A 20,950-nucleotide genomic window follows, 5' to 3' on the forward strand; every position below is an offset into this window, starting at 1 on the left:
AATCTTTCGAGACAGGGAGCTTTTTATGAGCAGCGAACCTAAGGATTAGATCTTACCGACGAGGTCAAGACCCGGCTTGAGAGTCTTAGCACCCGGCTGCCATTTAGCTGGGCAAACCAAACCTGGGTTGGCTTCTACGAACTGAGCAGCCTGAACCTTGCGGAGGAGTTCCTTAGCGTCACGGCCGATGCCGCCGTCGTGGATTTCGCAAACAACGATCTTGCCGCTAGGATTAATAACGAATGTACCGCGCTGTGCAAGGCCTTCGCTTTCGATCATGACGCCGAAGTTACGTGTCAATGTACCTGTTGGGTCACCAACCATTGGGTATTCAACTTTCTTGATAGCGGCAGATGTGTCGTGCCATGCTTTGTGTGTGAAATGTGTGTCTGTAGAAACAGCATAGATTTCAACACCAATCTTTTGGAATTCTGCATATTGTTCAGCAAGGTCTTCCAATTCTGTCGGGCAGACGAATGTGAAGTCTGCTGGATAGAAGAAAACGACAGACCATTTACCGAGGAGGTCTTTGTCAGTAACTGTGATGAATTCGTTGTTCTTGAATGCTTCAGCTTGGAACGGCTGAAGTTGAGTGCCGATTAAAGACATGTTTGTCTCTCCTTTAAAAATTTCGGTCAGTCTAAGCCAGCATTAGGGTTTTGTCTAATGGACTACGTCTATTAACGTTATCGAAATTTTCTATCAATCTTCTCTGTCCTTGATGGTCACGAGGTTATAGAAAGTATCTTCATTTCGTAATAAAGAGTAAGAAAAGGGATATTGCTTAAGTGGTAATACCACATTATGATTTAGGGCTATTACCAATGAACAAACAAGGAATTTCAGATGTCAGATCCAATCAAACTTCCTCCGATTCCAAATTCTGTTGTCGAAGCCTACAACCAGATCAAAACCTTCGAACCAGTCATTAAAGCTGTTGCAGCTGCAAAAGACGAAGAAGAAAGAACGCTCAAGGATCAAGTAGAAATTACAGAAATTGAAGCCGCTCCTTTCCACGAAGAAGACAGAGCCAAAGATTTTGCACAAAGACTCAAAGATCTCGGCTTGACTAACGTCAGAATTGACCAGGAAGGCAACGTTATCGGCATTCGCCCGGGTACTGGCAATGGTCCTCGTTTAGCCCTCGGCGCCCACTTAGACACCGTTTTCCCGATGGGAACCAATGTCAAAGTCCGCAGAGAAGGCAACAAGTTCTACGCTCCCGGAATTTCCGATGATGCCAGAGGATTGGCTGTTATTCTCGAGGTTCTTCGCACTCTTCAGGAACAGAAGATCGAAACTGTCGGCGACATCCTCTTTACTGCAACCGTTGGTGAAGAAGGCAACGGCGACCTTCGCGGTTCCAAGTACTTGTTCAAGAGCAAAGAAGAACACATTGACGGCTTCATTTCCGTTGACAGTGCTGATGTTGAAAGACTTCTTCACGGTTCTACAGGCTCCCGCCGCTTTAGAGTTACTTTCGAAGGTCCCGGCGGACACAGCTGGAGTGCTTTCGGTACAGCCAGCGCAACTCATGCATTAGGACGTGCTATCGCTAAGATTGCTGACCTCGAAGTTCCTGCTGATCCGAAGACAACCTTCACTGTCGGCACAATCGTCGGCGGCACTACAGTCAACTCCATTGCTGCCTCCGCTACAACTGAAATTGACACACGTTCCGTCTGCAATACTGAGCTCAACAAGTTAGTTGACCGCCTGCTTCCGCTTCTTCAGCAAGCTGCCGACGAAGAAAATGCTCGCTGGAAAGCTGAAGGCGATGCACAGATCAAAGTTAAGATTGAACCTATCGGCGAACGCCCCGCCGGTGATCAACCGGATTCTTCTCCTGTTCTGATGGCTGCAAGATGCGCCATGGACGTTCTTGGTATTCCTCTTAAGAAATACACCTGCGCCAGCACAGACCAGAACGTTCCATTGAGCCTCGGCATCCCTGCTACAACACTCGGCGGCGGCGGAACAGAAGGATTCAACCACAACGTTAAGGAATGGTATGACTCCACAGATTCCTACCGTGGTCCGCAGTTAGCTCTCATGACCGTTCTCGGCTTAGTCGGAGTTAAGGGCAGAAGCGAACCGCTTCTTCCAAAAAGAGCATAATTTGCACATAGTGCATTAAAGGAACTTCAAGAGCACAGATTTTTCTGTGCTCTTGTGCTATCAGCCTCCGGAGGAACTCAATGAGCAAACTAACGATATCGTGCGGAGACATCACTCGTTTAGCTGTTGACGCCATCGTCAATGCCGCAAACTGTTCTCTTCTAGGAGGAGGCGGAGTAGACGGTGCAATCCATAAAGCTGCCGGCAAACAACTGTTTGAAGAATGTTTGCAACTGGACGGTTGCGCAACCGGACAAAGTAAGGTTACCAAAGGCTATCTGCTTCCTGCCAAACACGTCATCCATACGGTCGGACCTATTTGGAGAGGCGGTCACGCAAATGAAGCCGAGCTTTTAGCTTCCTGCTATCGGACCGCCCTAGATATTGCCAAAGAATTGAATCTGAAAACTGTAGCTTTTCCAAGCATCTCAACAGGAGCCTATCGCTTTCCGAAGGAATTAGCGGCAGAAATAGCCGTCAAAACTATCCTGGAACATCCATTTGACGGCGAAGTTCAGATGTGTACTTTTTCACCTACAGATCAAGAGATCTATCAAAAGAAATTGGACGAAGCCAGAGGCCAGAGCAACTAACTCTTCTGCCCACGAGTCACAAAACTTCTGTTGAACTAGTCAAAAAAGAGTCACACGCAATGTGTGGTCATTTGCTTAACTCTCAAATATAGGAAATGCGCTTCTGCCATTCAAAGGGAAGCGCATTTGAAAGTTTATGAAGTTTCACAGGTTTTATCGAGCCAAATGAAACTTCAACTCAACGGTTCTACAAGAGGATCAAAGAACTGAGGACGACGGTAATCATACCGATAGCCATGACAGGAATTGTCCTTCTTACAACTTCGAACGGGGAAAGTTCTGCAATACTGGAAACAGCAATCGTAACACCTGCGATTGGAGACATAGAACGTCCAATACCGCTGACTAATTGAACCGGGCAAGCCATCACAATCAAATCCCAATTTACTGCTTTAGCAGCATGCGGTAAAAGAGAGTTGAATGCAAAGAATGCTGCATTGGCTGAGCCAGTAAGAATAGAAGCGAAAGCCAAAAGTGTGCACATAACAATCAGCATGACGACACCGGCAGTGTTCTGCATAGAAGCAGCCCAACCGATGATGGTTGTAATACCGCCGGACAGCTTCAAACCTTCTGCAAAGACCAGCGCGCAGATGATTAGAGAGACTGTGGAGGTAAATACGCGGCCCATACCCTGGAAAATAGATTTGGTACTGGCAACACATTCTTTGAAGATTCTCTTAGTTAACAAATCAACCAAGAAGGTGATGATCATGCATAAGAACATGCAGGTAATGAGCTCAAGTCTTACGCCTGTATAGCAGAACTTCGAGAAGATGAATAAGAATACGATTGGCAGTACGGGAAGAATGGCATAAAAGCGAGGAGCATCAGGCTGTTTATCTTTTGCACCGGCAGCCATAAGTTCGCTTCTCATCTTGAAATCATCTTCAGTCAGGCGTCCACTGGCCAAATCCTTCTTATCGAAATATCTTTGCAGGAAGCCGTGAGAAACAGCAATAACGGCGGCAGCAATCACGCCGATAAGCAGCTGGCCTTCCAAGAAATATTCCATTGCAGAAATGCCTAAGAGCTTTGAAGTAACAATGGAGTTTGCAGAAGCAGGTCCTAAATCCAAGCAGCTTGCCGTTACGATGACGGCAGCAGCCGATACTCTGGAGACTCCTACAGCCATTAAAAGCGGATACACGGTGAGCATCAACAAAACGCCGAGGCCTACGGCAGACGGAATAAAGATGTTAATGAACTGACCGACCAGATAGGAGATGGCAAGAAGCGTATAAGGACTATGGATATAGTAAAGCGGCTTAGAACAAACTTTAACGAAGGATTTGGTAGCACCAATTTTATCCAAGTAATCAGCTAAGCCGGAAATAACCATAATTTGCAAACCAAGTCCGGCTAAGGTTGAAGAAGACAGGTTAGTTACGACCTGAACCACGTCAAGCAGCATGCTGTGAGTGACTTTCTTTCCCGTGACAAGAGGCACATTAGTAAATAAGCCAACGGCAAGCAGCATCAGAAGGCCTACAAGAAGCAACGCCCAAGGAGCATAGTATTTCTTAACGATGAGGTATCCGACTAGAACGATACCAACTGTAACGGTTATAAGTCCGAACATTATGGTTCTCCTAATAGTTTATGGGATATAGCGGTTTTCGATTTGGGCTAAAGAAAGCGGGGCTTTGACGACATATGGGAGCCCTCTCCGCTTTAAAGTTCCTGCACCTCTTTCATCACAGATGAACGTAGTACCGGAACCAACCAAGTTTCCGTCAAGCATGGAAACTCGGCCGTTTACAATCGTGGCAAAAGCTTTTTCGGCTTCGATATCCAGAATGGAAATATCAGCATCTGCACCAACAGAAAGATGGCCTTTATTCGGAAGGCCCAAGGCACGAGCTCCATTCAAACTAGCTTTCACTGCATATTCCGTCAAGGAAAGAGCGCCGAATTTGACGAGAAGCAGACCATTTTCAACAATCACGTTACGCGGATAACAACCGCCGTCTGTTGAAAAAGAATCCACAACGAAGGAGCCGTCAGCTCTTTTTGCCGTTGCCAATAAAAAGCGGCTCACTGCAGGATTGACGCTGAAACTGCCGACACATTCCGTGTTGCGCGCTTCCCAATATTGAACGCCTTCACGGCCGGAAAGAAGAACGCCGATTACGCCGGTATCGGCCAACACACCCGCAGCTCCATCCAGAATTGCCTTCTTTACACCTTCATAATCATTTGAGTACCCAAGCTTGAGAAGACAAGTAGTCGTTACCTTGCTTACGGGAAGATTGTCTCGGATTACAAATCTGGTTCCGTTGAGAGGAGACAGATAAGACTCAGAGAAAATATTGGGGTGCGCCTTGAGCAGCTCAATGGCTTCCAAAGCTTCATCTCGTTCATTCAGAACTTGGCCACGACAATAGCTATTTACATGAGCCACATGAAGAAAACGATCCGTACCGGCTGCAGCCACAGCCTCCCTCAGTCCCTCAATGTTGGAGCCATGTTTTGTACTTCCCACATGCCAAGCAACCCAGGCTTTCTTTTGATTGGCGGTGTCAATAAAGCTCTCACTAATGTCAAAATCCATCGGAAAATGGCCGCCGAGCAGCTTTATGCCGATCCCGCCCTGTTCAAGAGTTTTGTCTAGAAAGTCTTCTTGCTCGCTTAGAGAGGGCCGGGAAGAGGACAAAGTAAAACCTTCCCTAGCAGCTTCCAAAACTGCGATGTTTACACCTGCTCCTGTTTCAGAAACGGTAGAAAGAATATCTTCGAGGGGACCGGCCATATCTAAGGTGGTACAGACACCGGCTTTGGCAATCATTCTTTGAGCGTGCTTATGGCCAAGCACGGTACGCATATGTGTATGCATATCAATGATTCCGGGGATGAGAACTTTACCGGCCGCTGAAATTTCCTCACAAGAAGGTTCGCAGATTTCTTCAGCAACCGCTTTTATTTTCCCGTCTTCGACGGCAACATCTCTGAAGGCGTTGAGCTTATTGAGCGGATCAACCACTCGCGCTCCTCTGATAATCAAATCAGCCATGGTTTGCTCCTTGGAGTGGATTAACCTGATTCCAGTCTAAAGATCCTCCGGAATATGTCGATAAGAAAATATCTAAAATAGCAACATAGATTTCTGTTCTGGAAATAAGATGACTGAAGACCTGGACGTTTGGAAAGTATTCTTGGCCGTATTCAATGAAGGCTCGGTACAGGATGCCGCAGTAAAACTTAATATGGAAAGTTCTTCAGTATCGAAGAAACTTCAGAAACTTGAGAAACTGCTAGGTGTCCAACTCTTCGATAGAACCGGAAGACCTTTTCTTCCGACACCGACCGCTTATGAGCTGTTTCCCTATGCGGAGTCGATGATTCACTCTCGAGAAAAAATTTCCAATATTCTTTCGGATAGAGTTTGCGATGATTCTCAGATTATCCGGTTAATGATCGGCAACACGCATGCCAAATATATGCCGAAGATGATTCAACAATACGTTGCCCAAAATCCTAGGACTCGTGTAAATGTCATCGCTCCCTTAGATGTTGAAGAATTCAAGCAAAGATTAGCGGACATTGCTTTTATTTCCGGCGTTATCCCGCTTCCGGACTGTGTTTTACTTTCGCGAGGAAAGATGGTTTTTATGCCGGTTGCCTCCAAAGAATATCTTGAAAAAAACGGTCCTATCGAAACTCTTCAAGACCTTGAACATCACCATATCTTCTCGAGCCTATATCCGTCCCGTTATGCTTTTTCCGTCAACTATGTTTTGAGAAAAGGTGCGGAAGTCATGAACATCCCGAAGACAACCTCTATCCGGTGGAGTAATGTGGAAATGGCAAAACAGGCCGTTCTTCAAGGAATCGGCATTTCTCTAGGCTTTCCGCTTTTTCACTGCATTGACGAGATAGAACGAGGGGAATTAGTTCCTATTCTTAACGGCTGGCACCGGCCTTCCCAAGAGAATTATGTGGCTATTCATACAGACGACTGGAAGAAACCTTACCTTCGCCGCTTTGCAGATTACATGGCCAAGGAATTTGCCAAAACGGAAGCCTCTTGCGAGGCCCGACTCAAAAAGGCAGTCCCGAAAGCTCTTTATGACGAGTACCTGAGGTAGAACTGATTTGGGACACTTCTCCTCATTTGTTCTGTAGGCGCATCGGGAAGATCATTTTGCTAGGCGAGAAGCGCCAGCAGAGGCTGACTGTTGCTCTTATCGGCCAACTTTTTAATGAAAAAAAACCGTGAACCGCTTTTGCAAGTCCACGGGTGCATTGGCTTCAAGCAATTGCTCTCTTTAGAGAACAACGGAAGAAAAAATCACTATATTTTCGAAAAAATGCCCTGTTCTTCTAATTCTTATTTCAAGCTCTTAATTTGAGAAGAGAGACGGACAAGACTCAACGCTACGTCAGCAGCAGCTTCCAGTGATTTAACCGGGATGCATTCGTAGACGCTGTGGTAATTCATTCCGCCGGTAAAGACGTTCGGGCAAGGCAAGCCTCTAGTAGACAGACGAGCACCGTCAGTGCCTCCGCGAATCGGCTCTTCGATCGGTTCGATTCCTGCTTCTCTATACGCCTGACGGACAATTTCCATTACCTTAGGAGCTTGATCCAAATAAGGACGCATATTTTCGTAGCTGTCTTTGATAGTCAAACTTACTTTTGCTCTTGGTTCGGATTCTTGGATCTCTTCTACCAGCTTTTTCAGAAGTTCTTTCTTGGCTTCAAACTTAGCTTTGTCGTGATCGCGAATCAAAATACGAACAGTGGTTGATGCAACCGTTCCTTCAACTTTATTCGGATGGATAAAGCCTTCATAGCCTTCAGTTGTTTCAGGGGCTTGATCTGCGGGAAGCCGGCTAATCAAGTTAGCAGCCAGTTTCAAGGAGTTAACCATCTTTCCTTTAGAAAGACCAGGATGAACAACAACGCCGGCAATCTGAACAAAAGCCGTGGCTGCATTAAAGTTCTCGGTTTCTAAAGTTCCAATCTCGCCGCCGTCAAAAGTATAGGCATACTGAGCGCCGAAATGCTCAATATCAAAATTGACCGTTCCTTTTGCGATTTCTTCATCCGGCGTGAAGGCTACGCAGATTTTTGCATGCGGAATTTCCGGATGAGTTTTGAGATAAGCCATGCAAGCGGTAATAGCTGCAATTCCGGCTTTATCATCAGCGCCCAGCAGAGTTGTGCCGTCTGTAAAAATGATTTCCTGATTAAGGTATTTCTTAATTTCCGGGAAGGCTTCTTCTTTGAAATAGATTCCCTTCTCCGGATTCAGAAGTACGTCTTTTCCTTCATAAACCAAGATCTGTGGCTTTATATTGACTGCCGGAGCATCCGGAGAAGTGTCCATGTGAGCGATCAGACCAAGTCCCGGGCAATCTTCACAGCCCGGCGTGGCGGGAAGCGTTCCATAAACTACGCCGCCCTTCCCGATATGTGCGTCTCGCAATCCGGAAGACTTCAGCTCTGTGACCAGCTCCTCGGCTAAAAGCAATTGATTAGGGGTAGAAGGCTCTTCTGTGCTTTCTCTTGAAGACTGAGTCTCATAAAGAACATAACTTAGAAACTCAGGAACGATGTTCGGAAATTTTTTAGGAGTCATTTTCTTTCAAAAATAATTAAGAACTTTCGGCATTATTTGCTCGGGTTTATCAAATAGTCATGCAGGAAATTACTTACTCACATATGGGTAGATAGTTATAATTCTCATTATTTTTCATAAAGTTATTGTTAATTCTTGATTTTATAAATATCTTCACAATACAGCGTTATTCCCAATTGATTTAATTGAATTTCCTGATTTTTGAAATTAGCTCTGCTCTCTAACATGAGCCCGTTCATTTCAACTTTGCGAGACAAAAATGACTTTTAGTGCTTGGGTTGCTATTGCGGCAGTAATAGGAACCATCTATGGCCTTATTAAGCGGTACGAGACTCGTCTAGTACTTCTTCTTGCAGGCTTAGCCATGTGCGTACTCTCCATGGATCCCATGGAGGCTTTTCTGCAGTTTGATAAATCAATGACAAATAAGGCGCTGATTATCTCAATCTGTTCTTCTATGGGTTTTGCGGCTTGCGTTACGATGACTAAATGCGACCTTCATTTGGTCAGTCTTTTAACGAAGCCTTTAAACAAACTCGGTGTTTTGCTTCTTCCATGCTGCATGCTGGTAACCGGTGTCGCTTCCTTGGCAATCGGTTCCTTAGCAGGTTTGTGTGCCGCTATCGGCCCAACACTTGTCGCACTCATGATTAGAGCAGGCTTCCGTCCGGCAATTGCCGCAGCAGCGATTATTTCATCTACTCTGCCTAACTATTGGTCTCCCGGCTCAACTGACAACATCCTTGTAGCGCAAATTGCAAACATTGCCGTAATGGATCAAATCAACTACATCTCCGGCAAAATCCTTCTTTTGTTCGTCTTCTGCGTCATCGCACTGACAGCTATCTGTTTCCTTTTCGGGGACTACAAGAAAAACGGTACTTTCCAAGAAGCAGGAGCTGCCGACTCCGGAGAATTGAACCGCCCCTTACCAGAGCTTCCGGCTAACCCGAACATCCTTAAAGCCTTTGCTCCTCTTCTTCCGGTTGTGCTTCTGTTCGTAATCTCTTTGTGGTTCCCGCAAATCAAGATGAGCGTTGCTACTGCCATGTTAATCGGCTTCATCTACGTCATCTTTGTGACTAGAAGCAATCCTGCCGAATTAGTTAAGAAATTCTTTGACGGGATGGGTTCAGGCTACGGCAACATTATCGGCTTAATTATCGCCGCCGGTGTTTTTGCAGCCGGATTAAGAAGCTGCGGTGTAGTTACCGGATTCATTGACTACCTCAAGGACTCTTCAGAAATCGCAAAGATCGGAGGCTCATTCGGTCCTTATATTCTGGGTGTTATGACCGGATCCGGCAATGCAGCAGCTTTTGCCTTCTGCGAATCCGTTGTACCTCACGCCGCTGATTTCGGCATGAAGATCCAAGACCTCGGCTTCCTGACCTGCCTTTCCGCAACCCTCGGCCGCGTATCTTCTCCATTAGCCGCCGGCGTTATTCTGATTGCAGGTATTGCCGGAACTTCTCCAATCGAAGTAATTAAACGTTCCGCTTTAGTCAGCCTCGGCGCCATCGTTTTTACCATCTTCCTTATGTAACAACCGAAAGAATCAAAATGAAAAAACTCTCCATTGCCTTACTAGCAGCACTCTCATTTACTGCAACCGCTTACGCAGAATCTTCAGTAACCGTATACGGAAGAATCGACGTCGGAGTCGGCGCCTCGCACGTTGACAACGGCTTGGGCTCTACCGTCAACAATGTTGAAATGATTAGCGGAGGCGGTACCTCTAACCGCATTGGCATCAAAGGAACCGAAGACCTCGGAAACGGTTATAAAGTCAAATTCGTGCTGGAAAACGGCTTTGACTCCGACACCGGTGCAGAAGGCTCAGAAGGACTTGCATTCAGCAGAGAAGCCACTTTGCAAATTGAATCTCCTTACGGCATCCTCGCAGCCGGCCGCTCTTCCGTCCTTGGAACTGACGGTGGATCCTTTAACCTTCTTGGAAACGTAAATCCTTTCGGAACCGGCATCTGGGAAATTGGCAACCAAAACATCGTCTATGCCAAACTGCCCGCATCCCGCAATGACAATGCCGTTATCTACCGCTCTCCGGTTATGGACGGATTCCAGCTTACAACTCAATATTCCATGGGTGAAGAAGATCATGAAAACCGTTCAACTTCCGATCATTATTTCGGTTTAGGCGTGACTTGGAAAGGATCACAAGCTGAAGGTGTGGTCCTCTTCGAAAGAGTTAATGAAAAACTCACGACTTTAAAGAGAAATCCAAAAGACATGTGGAGAGTGACTGCCGGTGGAAACTGGAAACTCCAAAGCTTCACTACCTATCTTTCTCTGCAATACTTTAGAAATGCGGACGGTGTAGGAACTCCGGCTTTCGGCGACATGAAAGACCACGGCATCGGCAAAATTTCTGCCGAACAGCTCAAAGTAATTGACGGCCTTAAAGGCGGCAGCGTCATCTTAGGTTTCTCAACTCCTGTTCTCGGCGGAAATCTTTTAGGCGCAGCCGGCTATGTACACGCAGACACAGATCAGTATGCATCCAAACTTAAAGTTGACGGCGGTTTTGTCGGCTTAGGGTATCAGTATGCTTTCTCTAAGAACACTAAGCTGTATTCAGCCATTGGAGCCTCGGGTGCCAAATATAAATCTTCCAACGAATCCATCAAACCAAAGGCATTCTACGGAACACTTGGGCTTTCCCACTATTTCTAATCACTTGAGTATTTAATCTTCCTTCTGGAAGATGTAACTCATATAAGATCTAATTTCTCCCATTGGAAGAAGCGCCTCGTCCAAGGCCTTCTTCCAAATTTCGTTCTGTTCTATATCAATATTCAAAATTCTTCTAAAAATTTCTTCGTAGGGATACAACGCACAGGTCTCTAAAATCGACTTTCCGATATCTTCCGGCCCTTCATATTTTTTTAGAGCCGCAATCAAAAGGTTTGCTGAAAGGAATCCGAGCGTGTATTGAAAATCATGGTGAGGTCTCACCGGATTATAAAAATGAGGCTTTCTTGCCCAGATATACTGGTCCGTATCTGCCACGGTATCTTGGAAGAAGTGAGTCCAGCACGTTCTTGTCAAGTCGTTGATTTTTTCTACCGAAAGATATCCATTCGACCTCTCGGCGTAAATTCTTTCAACCAGCCGAAACCTAAACGGTATTTGGACCAAGTTGATAACCAGTCTTCTTAAGCCGTGCCACAATATTGCGCACCTGTCCTCCGGCTTTTGAGTGCACATGAGAAGATGCCGGAGAAGCAGTTCTTCGAAAAGTCTGCCGATAAACTCGCAACGCAATTCAGACAATCGTCTCTGATGGTAAGGGACCCGGAAAGTAGACCAACGCAAGAATGCATCTCCTAGCGTGTGAGCCGTTTCGAAAGCCCGATTAATATTTGCTTCGTAGTCCACATAAACGGCGACAGCTCGATCCGACGGGATTTCCGAACACCATGCGCCACCGGCGCCGCCTGAGTAATTGTGAGTTTCTATCCAACGGCCGTTTCGGCACTCTTCTAAAAATTCTGAAAAATTGGGAAATACATCTCGAACCGCCTTTTCTAATACTTGCAAAGTCATTTCAAAAGAACGCAAATGGCTCGGACAGCTTAAATGAGGAAGAGCCGTCCCGAACAAGGCCGTCGGAAGAGCTTGAGAGGTCTCATTTCCGAGGCAGGAACCAAGAAATCTAATCACTTTCCGCAATTCAGGCATTCGTTCCCAGTACGCAACATAAACAGCATCAAATGCCGCCTTCCCTATGTTCTCCTGGGATAAAGCGTATTCCAAAATGGTTTGGTTATTGCGCGAGGCGTGCAGGAGATGAGCTCCGGTAACTGAATTCAAGATATCGCAGAAAACCGTTGAATTTTGAGCAAAACTCGCCGAGAGAGCATTAAAAATCCTTTTGCGCTTCTCGGGTTCGGCGGTATTCTTGAGCAAAAAATTAATAGCCGAAGGCGAAGCTCTTTTAATAGAGCCATCAGGAAAAATCACCGTGGTTTGTATACTTCCTTTCAGGTGGAAGTAAAGAGAAAACAGCGGTTCCAGGACAAGCATCTCTACTTTGTTATCTAAACCTTGGGAGGACTCGGAGCCTGATTTTCTTTTCTCCTCCAACCATTTTTTTGCGAGTTCTGACGAAAATGTTTTCTTATCCAAGGCTTCTTGGAAGTAATCTTGTATTTCTTTGGAGACCTTCCGCAGAATCAAAGCCTTTTCCATCACGTTGACTTTTTCTGCTGAAATTTTGCTGTCGGCGGCGGCGATTGTTTCAGCCGCCTTGCAGCAGGTCATTAAAGTTTCTTTGAGTTTTTCTGTTTCTTCCAGAAGAGCGATGAGATTTTCGGCTGACAAAGCGTCCCGCGGTCTAAATGAACTCAGACGTTGAAGCAAAATTATTCCATTTAAGAACTCCTGCTTTTTCTCCAAGTAAGCGTCGCTTCGCAGATCCGCTAATCCTTTGGGCGACCAAACTAAAACCGTATGTCCTTTTTCCTTCATCCTTTATCTACTTGCTCCCACGAATATCTTCACCATGCTGCAACATCTTCAGCATTCGGCATTTATGAAAGTTCGAGGCTTTTATTGCTTCTCTTAGATCCTGGAAAAGATAAATTCAAAGCCCTCTCGCTAACCAAGAAAGACTGGTAGTTGCCCTCTAGTCCCTTCAAAATTCTTTCTCGGTTGAGTATTGATAATAATCATTAGTTATAGCCAACAAAAGTTAGTCTATAGAGCAAATACAGAAATAGGTGCCTTTCCTCAGTAAAAAGCACAGAGTTCTCTGCGTCAGAGCTCACTCCCCCTAAGAAAGAACCCCACGCACCAAGAGGACAAGCGGTTATTTCTCGAGTTTCAATATAATAAAAGAATCATCCAGGAGAGGAAAAATATGAGTTTCGACTTTGAAACCGCAGAACACATAGTCGGCTACTTTTTATGGAAGGCCGGCGGAACTATGTCGTACCTCAAACTCCTCAAACTTGTTTACCTAGCAGATCGAAAGGCGCTTTTAGAAACAGGAAAAACACTCACAGGCGACTCCTACTCTGCCATGAAACTTGGGCCCGTTCCTTCTTTTACCTATAACTATTTAAAACAGGATATGTTCCTGCCCGACTGGATTGAACATAAAAAATTTGATACTCGTCTAAAAAAAGAAGTAGATTCAAAAGATCCTCTGGAAACTTTTGAGCTGTTGAGTCCAATAGCCCAAGACATCTTGGAAAGCATTTGGGAAAAATACGGGAAGATAGACAAATATAATCTCTCCAAGCTTACTCGTACTATTTGTCCTGAATGGGAAAAATGCAAAGATGATTCTATCGAGCTAGCCGATATTTTAAAGGCAGAAGGCTACAGTTCCTCACAGATTCATTCGACTCTGGAGAGGCTGGCCGAATTTAAAAAACTTCAAGAATTTTCCAAGGAAATGCAATGATTTCCTCTCTCATGAGGAAAGAAAAGCTTTGTCCCTACTACTTCCGCAATCTCTTCGGTTTGATAGTCATTCAAACGTTTCTGCTCGGACAATATGCAACCCATGCAGTCCTCAGACAATTTCTCGAGCGCGGTAACCTATTCCGTGAACAGTTTCTATGAGCTCCTTAACTACGGTCCTTGCCAACTGTTTCCTGAGCCTCAGCATGTGAACATCAACGGTCCTCTCATCAATGCAAACTCCGTATCCCCATACTTTGTCAATAATCTGTTGTCGAGAATAGACGCGGCCCGGGTGTTGGGCAAAAAGCAAAAGCATCCTAAATTCCGTCACAGAAACTTTCAGAGTCTGATCGGCAACCTTAATTTCAAATTTTGTCGGATCGATAGACAAAGGGCCGCAGACAATCTTTTCTTCGGCCTCTGTACCTCCAGCTCGATGCCTTATTGCCACTCGAATACGAGCGATAAGCTCCCTTGGAGAAAACGGTTTGACCATATAGTCATCGGCTCCTACTTCAAGGCCTAAGACTTTATCGTCTTCCTGTCCTCTGGCGGTCAGCATAATAACCGGAATTGTTTTCGTCTCTTCACGATGTCTCAACTCATTAAGCCACTCAAGCCCGGAGCAATCCGGAAGCATCCAGTCGAGCAAAATAATATCCGGAACATGATTTTCGATTTTTCTTTGCGCCTCTCCTACGGTTGTCGTACGTTCGACTTCAAAGCCGGAGGTTCTGCAGGTGTAGGCGATAAGTTCTTGAATAGCACGTTCATCTTCGACGATTAGCACTTTTATTGGCATACTTGGTATTGAAAGTTTTGACTCGACGCCACGATAGCGAATCGATATGACGCTTCCGTGACATTTTGTTTCGTCTTCAACAGGCAAAAAAAATACCTGCAGTTTCTTCTACGCAGGTACCAGTAAATAAACCACCCGGATCTCACCTATCTGTATGCCATCCGAGGCCGCTTTTCTGTTTAATTTCGTACGGCTCTTGCCACTTCTGCTGCGAATGCCTCCTTGCCTTGAGAGCTGAGAATGGCATACAAGCGCATAGCTGTTAGTTGAGCGAGCACGTAGTTTCTAAATGCGTTGAAATCTTTTTCGTTTTGAATCCCGTACTGCTGTGCAGCTAATTGACGCAGAGCTTCTACACTCCACTTGCAAGCCGGTGCCGATAACACAAAGTCATGGTCAGCCAAATGAACCGCAAAACCTTCCATGCCGCGAGGCAAAGGAAGAGTCTTCTTGTCAGCAGCAAGATAACCGGCTTTAACCGGATCAACACCGGCAAAAATAGAAGCGGCGTCAAGCCATTTAACCACAGAAGCTTCACTCTTCGGATTGCCGGGATGATCATGAGCGCAAGCCTGAGCAACAACTAGTTTTGCAGGCAGACCTCGCTTCATGGATTCGGCAATACTAAGAACATGGTGCTCTCCGGTACCGGCACAAGGTTCTTCTTTTCGACTCGAATTGTCCTTATTCCACTGGAAAACCCATGGTTTGTGAAGATCGTGCAGCAATTCAGCAGCAACGGCTGTGTCAGCGTCTAATGCGCAGTTAAAAACTCCGTTGTAGTTTTTAAGTAAATCCTGAATGCTTAAAGTGTTCAATGCCACGTGTGTTGCCAATCCGCCCGGATAAGCGTGATGACTTGCATAGCCTGAACCAGGAGCACTCCAAAACGCCTGAGGAGCATTAGTGGTGCTTTCGCATACCGGATATGCGCTCTCTCTGCTCTCAGGAATATAGCCTTTAGCCTTCAAGGCTTTTGTCACAGATTCTTTATCGGCGCCCGCAATAGTTGGGGCCGGATTTCTAATAATCTCAAGAACGATTGCTCTAAGCTTTGCGTCTTGAATAGAGGCGGCGGCATTATTGATGACATTCATCGCAGCCTGTACTGCTTTGCTTTCTTGAGCTGCATTCGCAGGACTCATGGAAAGAATGTCGCTGAGAGAATGAGCACGAATTTCACCTGCCGCAGCCTCGGCGATTGGATTCATACTTCCGAGAACGCTGAGCACGGAAGCTGCCGCACCGCTCTTTAATAATTTTCTTCTGGATAACGTCATTTAATTCTCCTTAAGTAAAAAATAATTGATTGACAATGAAAGCCTAAGATTGAGTTATGAACGCTGAATGCAAGTTCTATGAATTTTTTATGACAACTACGAAAGAGGCTTGCGAGCAATGAGCTTGCTCTGAAGATAAGCACACAAACATGCCAAGAAAAATGTTCCGAAAACAAGCTGGAGCAGCTCAAAACTCAAGGTCGGATGCATCACAATGCCCGTCTCTCGGCTAAGGTAATAGGCGCAGATTTCCGCCTCTGCAAATGCAAGGACACACCCAAAAGCCAAAGAAACAGCTACTGTGATTAAGACAAGACTAAAAATAACCTTCCGAATGTAGGAGGGAGGAGCACCAAGCAGGCGTAATTGCGTAAACGAATCAGCTCGGAGAGCGGAAATAATCCAGCCTGAAGCTAAAACAACGATTAAGCCCAATACTAATGTCAGCAAATTCACCAGAGTTAACGCTTTTCCGGCACTGTTTAATACCGCAAACAGAGAAACAAGCACCTCACCGGTAAAAATTCCGGTTGTCGAAACAAAATTCTTCCTATTATCTTGAAAGGTTGTCTTGTTAAATTTCCCGTGCAGCTTATAAGCGTCCGACACACTCTTTGGTTTAACTATAACCGCTGAGAATCCCGGCAGCTTTTTAAGAGCCTCATCGCTGAGCTCCGGGAGACGGCCGCCGGAAAGAGGAATACCGTGAGCCTCATAAGAATATTCAATTGGAACTAATACCGCTTTATCCCATGGGGTCCCTGTTGAGTCGAGTACACCGACCACGCTTATCTCGCCGGCTTCTCGATGCTCGTGACGGCTGCCTTGCGACCGCCCGTGAGTAGAAAAGAAACGATCTCCAACTCTATAACCGCTTGCAGCGCCTACCACCGCTTCATGGCTATGAGCAAACATACGACCGGAGTGAAGAGGTACCGTTCCGCCAAAAGTTGCAAGAGATTCAGTGGTTCCGACAATAGGCGCCTCTCCTGCTCTATCACCTACTGTCATAGGAGCGAACCATTCGATGCCGGGACTTTTCTTTAACTCGGTAATAATTTCAGCCGGAACCATCGGCAATGATTCGTCCCGCAGGTAAACCGTCCCAAACAGCAAAGCTGTCGGACTGTTTTTTGCTCCGATAATTAAATCAAAGGATTCTGCAGCTCGCACAGTAGATTCTTTAATCATCCGCTCCGTCATCATTGTTGCAGCAGACAAAGAAAAAGCCAGTGCAAGAATTAAGCCTACGGTGATCAACAGTCCTTTGGAGCGAAATAACTCAGCCTTTACAATCAAGCTTGTTCTCATTTGAAGATTCCGTCCTCCAGCACACCTTTATTAAGATCGGCTACGTGAGAAAATTGTTGAATAACACGACTGTCGTGACTGACCATAATTAACGTGGCGCCAAGCTCTTCGACTACTCCCATCAAAGTGCTCATAACCAATTGAGCATTTTCTGCATCCAAACTGGCGGTGGGCTCATCAGCCAAAATGACTTTAGGTTTTTGAAGCAGAGTTCTGACAATTGCGACCCTCTGCATTTCTCCTCTCGATAGAAGTTCCGAACACGTTTGAGCACGCAGGTTAAAACGACCAAGAAGTTGAGCAGCTTTCTCCTTAAGTTCCCGGTCAATGCTCTGTCGAAAAGAAAAAGGAAGCAACACATTTTCCAAAGCCGTTAGTCCCGGGAACAATCGAAAATCTTGGAAAATCAGGCCCAAATTCTCTCCTCTCCACATATCGCGGGCCTCATCCTTAAGCAGACCCAGATCCTCTTTTCCCCAGAGAATCTTTCCCGATTGCGGAGTGATTACGCCGGAAATCAGTTTGAGAAAGGTGGTCTTCCCGGCACCCGACTCTCCTTTTATTCCGAGTCTTGCTCCTTGCTTGACGATAAGCTTGTTGCAATAAAAAACTGTCCTATTACTAACTCCGTCCGGAACAGTTCTTTTCGCCTTTTCTATCGTTAAATCAAAATTTGCGTTCATACTTTTCGAAAAGTGGCATCCGTAATTCGTACAAGACTGACAAATCCGGTCTTTGCATCTTTCTTTGAGCCAAGCTCTAAAGTCCCGGTCACTTCAATGAGCCGATTGTTTTGCACAAATTCCTGACGTTTCGACAATTGAACAACAATGATGCTGTCAGGCCAATCCTCATCGGAATTACAGAACGGACAGAGACTCACCGGCTCTTTCGTCAATACAAGAAAGTCTGCATCCGCCTTCAAAGGAGGAGCCATAAACCCTTGAACGGAAACAATCTTGTCCTTCAGTTCGGTAAGTTTTTTAGAAAAAGTAAGACCCAAGACCGAGCTAGAGGCATACATTTCATCAAACCAAAATCTGTTTTCTGCCGCGAATCCGCAAATAGGAAGACACCCCAATGCTAAAAATCCTCTTCGTTTCATGGAAAGCTCAATAGTTGTTAAGGAGCAGCCGGAGACTGAACCCGGCCGCTTCCCTATAGGTTTTTAATGACCCAGAGCCAATGCATCGGCCATGACGCGGAAAATTTCCGTGGAATTCATAAAGCCTTTGATTTTCTCTGCGTTCGGTCCCTGAGCTGTGACGACTAAGTCATCCACGGTATGAACTCCTTGACTTTCGCTGCGCGGGAGGTTGCCTTCGACAAAGTGAACTCCAGGTTGGTCTTTGTACTGAGCGTTTGCGACATAGTGTCCTTTCTCATCCTTTACAGCAGGTGTAAAGGTCTTTTCCGGGAAGGATCGATAAGTTTCGTAGTAGTCCGGATGTGCTCCAAAAAACACGGCCAAGCGCTTACTTGGAGAAAAGTCGTCCGGGAAACCATCCTTATCCTTATCTTCGTAGTTCGGATAACCTGCTTTTGCGTAGACGCCGACTTTTTCGCGCATATCGGTTCCCGGTTTGTTATCGTCAACGGTTCCCGCTACTGAAATTGAGTGAGTGTGGTCGCCTGTGACGATCAGAAGCGTATCCGGGTGCTTTTCACAGTAAGCCTTGGCGAGTTCGACTACCTTATCAAAAGCAATCGTGTCACCGACAGAACGGGTCCAGTCCAAAGGATGCGAATATTTATCAACTAAGCCGGCCTCGAGAAGCAAGAAAAACCCATTAGGATTCTTTTCCAAAACACGTACTGCCGCAGTAAAAGCATCGGTCAAATCCGGTTGATCGGGGAATTTTTTGACGGTATTTCCTTTCCACTGGTGTCGATCAATCCAACCATCCATGTTTCCTGTATGGAACAAGCCCAGAAGCTTATCTGGAACTTTCTCTCCGGTTTCTCGTGCTAACTCCGTTTTGTTGGTGACAAGCTGATAACCGTTGTCCTGAAAGAGTTTGATGTAATTAGTTTCGTCTTTACGTTTTGAGCCGAGAGTGGACTTAGGCAGGAAGTAAGCGGATCCACCGCCAAGCATAACTTCAGGTTTTACCTGGTAAAACATTCCGACAATATCGGCCTTATCAGATCTTTTTCTGGTGTGAGAGACGACAGAGGCCGGTGTTGCATCTTCGAGCTCCGCATCCGTGACAACGCCGATTGCCTTTTGAGTCTTGCGGCGGATCAGTTCGGCAATTGTCTCCTGCTTGGGATCGTCCTGACTTGCAGAAGTTCTGTCGGCATAGACGCCTAACGCATTCACGCTGGATTTATGACCGGTCATATAGGCCGAAGCAGTGTTGGCACTGTCGGCAGCGATGGTATCCACCGAACTAGTTCCGAGGAGCGCCATATGCGGCATGTCATCCATGGCGAGCGGTGCCTTGTACATACCGTTTTCTACGCCTTTTGACAGTATTCTGGCAGCGGTCCTGTGACCAACCGACAATCCATCAGCCAGAAGGATAATGACATTCTTGGCTACCGGCTTCTCGGCCGTGGAATAAAGCTCCCACGAGACGCTCTTCTCTCCGTCCGGTGTTTTTACCACAACGTTATATTTGCCCGGCTTTTTGATTTCCGTACCTCGTAAAATCAATGCGCTTGCATTTGCTTCTTCTTCCTTTGGAATCCATACGCTTTTTCCGGGAAGTGTCTCTTCAAACTTTTTCCCATTGATTTCGATGCTAACTTCATTTGGCTGATAGATTTTGTCAAATTCAACTTTGAAATCGAATTTAGCATTGGTCATGAATTTGGCCTGACTAACCGGATAAATTTCCGTAGCGCTCAGATTGCCGGAGGCCAGACAGAGCAGCACAGAAACGAAAGATAGAGATTTTGAGATTTTCATATAAATACAACAGTTAATTTAAAGGACTTCGCTTGAGTGCGAGTTGGAGAGAACGATAAATAACCGTTGTGACAAATCATTGACGGTTTAATGAACAATTCTTGAAGTTCTTGTGAAGGATTTATGACATTCGTCAACACTTTGATTATTAATGGGAAAACTCCAACATAGACTCAGGGATGAATGGAGAGGCTGCCTCAAGCTCCAAGACCAAGCCTGGCTCTACCGGAGTTTTCTCAAAACTAGCTCATATCTCGAGTCAATCGTCGGCTGTTTCTTGAGTTAGAAACCGCTTCGCTTGTGACAGAGCTTTGAATGGGACCTGGACAACCAGCCTCTCCTATTAACTATTGTTTCTTTTGTGATGTGAGGCAGAGACTGAAAAGGATCCTTGGCTTAATAAAATAAACGAAGCAGCCTCCTTGAAGTGATGGAAAGAATGCTTCGTCATATGGATTTTTACCTCTCCGCAAGGCGTCTACTGTTTCGAGCCTAGTTACTCTACCGGAGGAGGCATTAGCGAGGGAGTCTGGCCTTACGGCGTTTTCAAATCGAACTTATGGCAAGTATCACAAGTAGTCACGGACTTTTGATGACCCTTGTGACAGGTTGAGCAATCTCGATCTCCGAAGTGGTTGTAGTGCTGATTGGGCTTTACCTTTTCCGTACGTTGAGCCAATGATTCGTAACTGTCGTGGCAAGCCTGACACTGTGCTTTTCTCACCGGCAGAGCAGTGTTTCCGTCTTTGTGGCAGGCCGCGCACTGGACGCCCATTTTCTGGTGCCGATCAGCTGTTGTTGCTGTAGTGTCAGCTGCCCATGCGCAGCTTGCAAGGACTAAACCAATTGACATCCTCCTCTTCGTGAACGAAGAGGATTCCCTACCACCACTACAACAGCCGTAGCCTATTGTTG

General features: G+C 45.9%; 18 protein-coding genes. 6 read left to right on the forward strand and 12 right to left on the reverse strand.

Going from position 1 to position 20,950, the window contains the following annotated elements; translation table 11 throughout:
* Positions 1 to 45: 45 nt before the first annotated feature.
* The gene (gene ahpC / locus RDK53_RS01495; protein ID WP_066594529.1) at positions 46 to 609 is read right to left on the reverse strand and encodes an alkyl hydroperoxide reductase subunit C; all 564 of its coding nucleotides are present in this window, start codon (positions 607 to 609) and stop codon (positions 46 to 48) included.
* Between the two features lie 237 nt (positions 610 to 846).
* Between ahpC and RDK53_RS01500 the strand changes: the two genes are divergently transcribed.
* A complete protein-coding gene (locus RDK53_RS01500; RefSeq protein WP_308512956.1) occupies positions 847 to 2,118 on the forward strand; it encodes a M20/M25/M40 family metallo-hydrolase in 1,272 nt (423 codons plus the stop codon).
* 80 nt (positions 2,119 to 2,198) lie between these two features.
* Entirely contained in the window at positions 2,199 to 2,711 is a 513-nt protein-coding gene (locus tag RDK53_RS01505; RefSeq protein WP_308512957.1) for an O-acetyl-ADP-ribose deacetylase, read from the forward strand.
* 187 nt (positions 2,712 to 2,898) lie between these two features.
* Here the strand turns inward: RDK53_RS01505 and dcuC (RDK53_RS01510) are convergent, their stop codons facing one another.
* Together dcuC (RDK53_RS01510) and RDK53_RS01515 are read right to left on the reverse strand one after the other, a co-directional pair.
* Positions 2,899 to 4,293 carry a C4-dicarboxylate transporter DcuC gene (gene dcuC, locus RDK53_RS01510; protein ID WP_308512958.1) on the reverse strand — a complete coding sequence of 465 codons (1,395 nt, stop codon included), beginning with the start codon at positions 4,291 to 4,293 and terminating at the stop codon, positions 2,899 to 2,901.
* Between the two features lie 18 nt (positions 4,294 to 4,311).
* Positions 4,312 to 5,724 carry an amidohydrolase family protein gene (locus RDK53_RS01515; RefSeq protein ID WP_308512959.1) on the reverse strand — a complete coding sequence of 471 codons (1,413 nt, stop codon included), beginning with the start codon at positions 5,722 to 5,724 and terminating at the stop codon, positions 4,312 to 4,314.
* A 109-nt stretch (positions 5,725 to 5,833) separates the two neighbouring features.
* On the opposite strand from RDK53_RS01515, the gene RDK53_RS01520 reads away from it, so the two are divergent.
* Positions 5,834 to 6,799: a LysR family transcriptional regulator gene (locus tag RDK53_RS01520; protein WP_308512960.1), complete on the forward strand. Its 966-nt coding sequence runs from the start codon at positions 5,834 to 5,836 to the stop codon at positions 6,797 to 6,799.
* A 242-nt stretch (positions 6,800 to 7,041) separates the two neighbouring features.
* On the opposite strand, the gene pepT is transcribed toward RDK53_RS01520, so the two are convergent.
* Positions 7,042 to 8,295 (reverse strand): peptidase T, encoded by a 1,254-nt coding sequence (gene pepT / locus RDK53_RS01525; RefSeq protein WP_308512961.1) that lies wholly within the window; start codon positions 8,293 to 8,295, stop codon positions 7,042 to 7,044.
* 259 nt (positions 8,296 to 8,554) lie between these two features.
* Between pepT and dcuC (RDK53_RS01530) the strand changes: the two genes are divergently transcribed.
* Together dcuC (RDK53_RS01530) and RDK53_RS01535 are read left to right on the forward strand one after the other, a co-directional pair.
* Positions 8,555 to 9,841 carry a C4-dicarboxylate transporter DcuC gene (gene dcuC, locus RDK53_RS01530; protein WP_308512962.1) on the forward strand — a complete coding sequence of 429 codons (1,287 nt, stop codon included), beginning with the start codon at positions 8,555 to 8,557 and terminating at the stop codon, positions 9,839 to 9,841.
* Between the two features lie 17 nt (positions 9,842 to 9,858).
* Positions 9,859 to 10,989, forward strand: a complete 1,131-nt coding sequence (locus tag RDK53_RS01535; RefSeq protein WP_308512963.1) for a porin — start codon at positions 9,859 to 9,861, stop codon at positions 10,987 to 10,989.
* 12 nt (positions 10,990 to 11,001) lie between these two features.
* Here RDK53_RS01535 and RDK53_RS01540 read toward each other — a convergent pair whose 3' ends face one another.
* On the reverse strand, positions 11,002 to 12,786 hold the full coding sequence (locus RDK53_RS01540) for a hypothetical protein (RefSeq protein ID WP_308512964.1): 1,785 nt from the start codon (positions 12,784 to 12,786) through the stop codon (positions 11,002 to 11,004).
* Positions 12,787 to 13,177: 391 nt separating this feature from the next.
* Between RDK53_RS01540 and RDK53_RS01545 the strand changes: the two genes are divergently transcribed.
* Entirely contained in the window at positions 13,178 to 13,726 is a 549-nt protein-coding gene (locus tag RDK53_RS01545) for a Panacea domain-containing protein (RefSeq protein ID WP_308512965.1), read from the forward strand.
* Between the two features lie 111 nt (positions 13,727 to 13,837).
* Here the strand turns inward: RDK53_RS01545 and RDK53_RS01550 are convergent, their stop codons facing one another.
* The 7 genes from RDK53_RS01550 to RDK53_RS01580 form a co-directional block, all read right to left on the reverse strand.
* The gene (locus tag RDK53_RS01550) at positions 13,838 to 14,617 is read right to left on the reverse strand and encodes a response regulator (protein WP_308512966.1); all 780 of its coding nucleotides are present in this window, start codon (positions 14,615 to 14,617) and stop codon (positions 13,838 to 13,840) included.
* A 92-nt stretch (positions 14,618 to 14,709) separates the two neighbouring features.
* Positions 14,710 to 15,810, reverse strand: coding sequence for a metal-dependent phosphohydrolase (locus RDK53_RS01555; RefSeq protein WP_308512967.1), 1,101 nt, complete (start codon positions 15,808 to 15,810; stop codon positions 14,710 to 14,712).
* A gap of 96 nt (positions 15,811 to 15,906) precedes the next feature.
* Entirely contained in the window at positions 15,907 to 17,121 is a 1,215-nt protein-coding gene (locus RDK53_RS01560; protein ID WP_308512968.1) for an FtsX-like permease family protein, read from the reverse strand.
* On the reverse strand, positions 17,118 to 17,804 hold the full coding sequence (locus tag RDK53_RS01565) for an ATP-binding cassette domain-containing protein (protein ID WP_308512969.1): 687 nt from the start codon (positions 17,802 to 17,804) through the stop codon (positions 17,118 to 17,120). The genes RDK53_RS01560 and RDK53_RS01565 overlap by 4 nt, the downstream gene beginning before the upstream one ends.
* Positions 17,801 to 18,226 (reverse strand): hypothetical protein, encoded by a 426-nt coding sequence (locus RDK53_RS01570; protein ID WP_308512970.1) that lies wholly within the window; start codon positions 18,224 to 18,226, stop codon positions 17,801 to 17,803. The genes RDK53_RS01565 and RDK53_RS01570 overlap by 4 nt, the downstream gene beginning before the upstream one ends.
* Positions 18,227 to 18,289: 63 nt before the next feature.
* On the reverse strand, positions 18,290 to 20,035 hold the full coding sequence (locus RDK53_RS01575; protein ID WP_308512971.1) for an alkaline phosphatase: 1,746 nt from the start codon (positions 20,033 to 20,035) through the stop codon (positions 18,290 to 18,292).
* 535 nt (positions 20,036 to 20,570) lie between these two features.
* A complete protein-coding gene (locus tag RDK53_RS01580; RefSeq protein ID WP_308512972.1) occupies positions 20,571 to 20,888 on the reverse strand; it encodes a cytochrome c3 family protein in 318 nt (105 codons plus the stop codon).
* Between the last annotated feature and the right edge of the window lie 62 nt (positions 20,889 to 20,950).

This window comes from uncultured Turicimonas sp., assembly GCF_902477955.1.
In the GTDB taxonomy this organism is placed as follows: Bacteria; Pseudomonadota; Gammaproteobacteria; order Burkholderiales; family Burkholderiaceae_F; genus Turicimonas.

Excerpts from the sequence above, each read along its gene's own strand:
- ahpC (WP_066594529.1), bottom strand. The coding sequence starts at position 609 with ATGTCTTTAATCGGCACTCAACTTCAGCCGTTCCAAGCTGAAGCATTC.
- RDK53_RS01500 (WP_308512956.1), top strand. The coding sequence starts at position 847 with ATGTCAGATCCAATCAAACTTCCTCCGATTCCAAATTCTGTTGTCGAA.
- RDK53_RS01540 (WP_308512964.1), bottom strand. The coding sequence starts at position 12,786 with ATGAAGGAAAAAGGACATACGGTTTTAGTTTGGTCGCCCAAAGGATTA.
- RDK53_RS01505 (WP_308512957.1), top strand. The coding sequence starts at position 2,199 with ATGAGCAAACTAACGATATCGTGCGGAGACATCACTCGTTTAGCTGTT.
- dcuC (WP_308512958.1), bottom strand. The coding sequence starts at position 4,293 with ATGTTCGGACTTATAACCGTTACAGTTGGTATCGTTCTAGTCGGATAC.
- RDK53_RS01555 (WP_308512967.1), bottom strand. The coding sequence starts at position 15,810 with ATGACGTTATCCAGAAGAAAATTATTAAAGAGCGGTGCGGCAGCTTCC.
- RDK53_RS01560 (WP_308512968.1), bottom strand. The coding sequence starts at position 17,121 with ATGAGAACAAGCTTGATTGTAAAGGCTGAGTTATTTCGCTCCAAAGGA.
- RDK53_RS01520 (WP_308512960.1), top strand. The coding sequence starts at position 5,834 with ATGACTGAAGACCTGGACGTTTGGAAAGTATTCTTGGCCGTATTCAAT.
- RDK53_RS01575 (WP_308512971.1), bottom strand. The coding sequence starts at position 20,035 with ATGAAAATCTCAAAATCTCTATCTTTCGTTTCTGTGCTGCTCTGTCTG.
- RDK53_RS01580 (WP_308512972.1), bottom strand. The coding sequence starts at position 20,888 with ATGTCAATTGGTTTAGTCCTTGCAAGCTGCGCATGGGCAGCTGACACT.
- RDK53_RS01570 (WP_308512970.1), bottom strand. The coding sequence starts at position 18,226 with ATGAAACGAAGAGGATTTTTAGCATTGGGGTGTCTTCCTATTTGCGGA.
- RDK53_RS01565 (WP_308512969.1), bottom strand. The coding sequence starts at position 17,804 with ATGAACGCAAATTTTGATTTAACGATAGAAAAGGCGAAAAGAACTGTT.
- RDK53_RS01515 (WP_308512959.1), bottom strand. The coding sequence starts at position 5,724 with ATGGCTGATTTGATTATCAGAGGAGCGCGAGTGGTTGATCCGCTCAAT.
- dcuC (WP_308512962.1), top strand. The coding sequence starts at position 8,555 with ATGACTTTTAGTGCTTGGGTTGCTATTGCGGCAGTAATAGGAACCATC.
- RDK53_RS01545 (WP_308512965.1), top strand. The coding sequence starts at position 13,178 with ATGAGTTTCGACTTTGAAACCGCAGAACACATAGTCGGCTACTTTTTA.
- RDK53_RS01535 (WP_308512963.1), top strand. The coding sequence starts at position 9,859 with ATGAAAAAACTCTCCATTGCCTTACTAGCAGCACTCTCATTTACTGCA.
- pepT (WP_308512961.1), bottom strand. The coding sequence starts at position 8,295 with ATGACTCCTAAAAAATTTCCGAACATCGTTCCTGAGTTTCTAAGTTAT.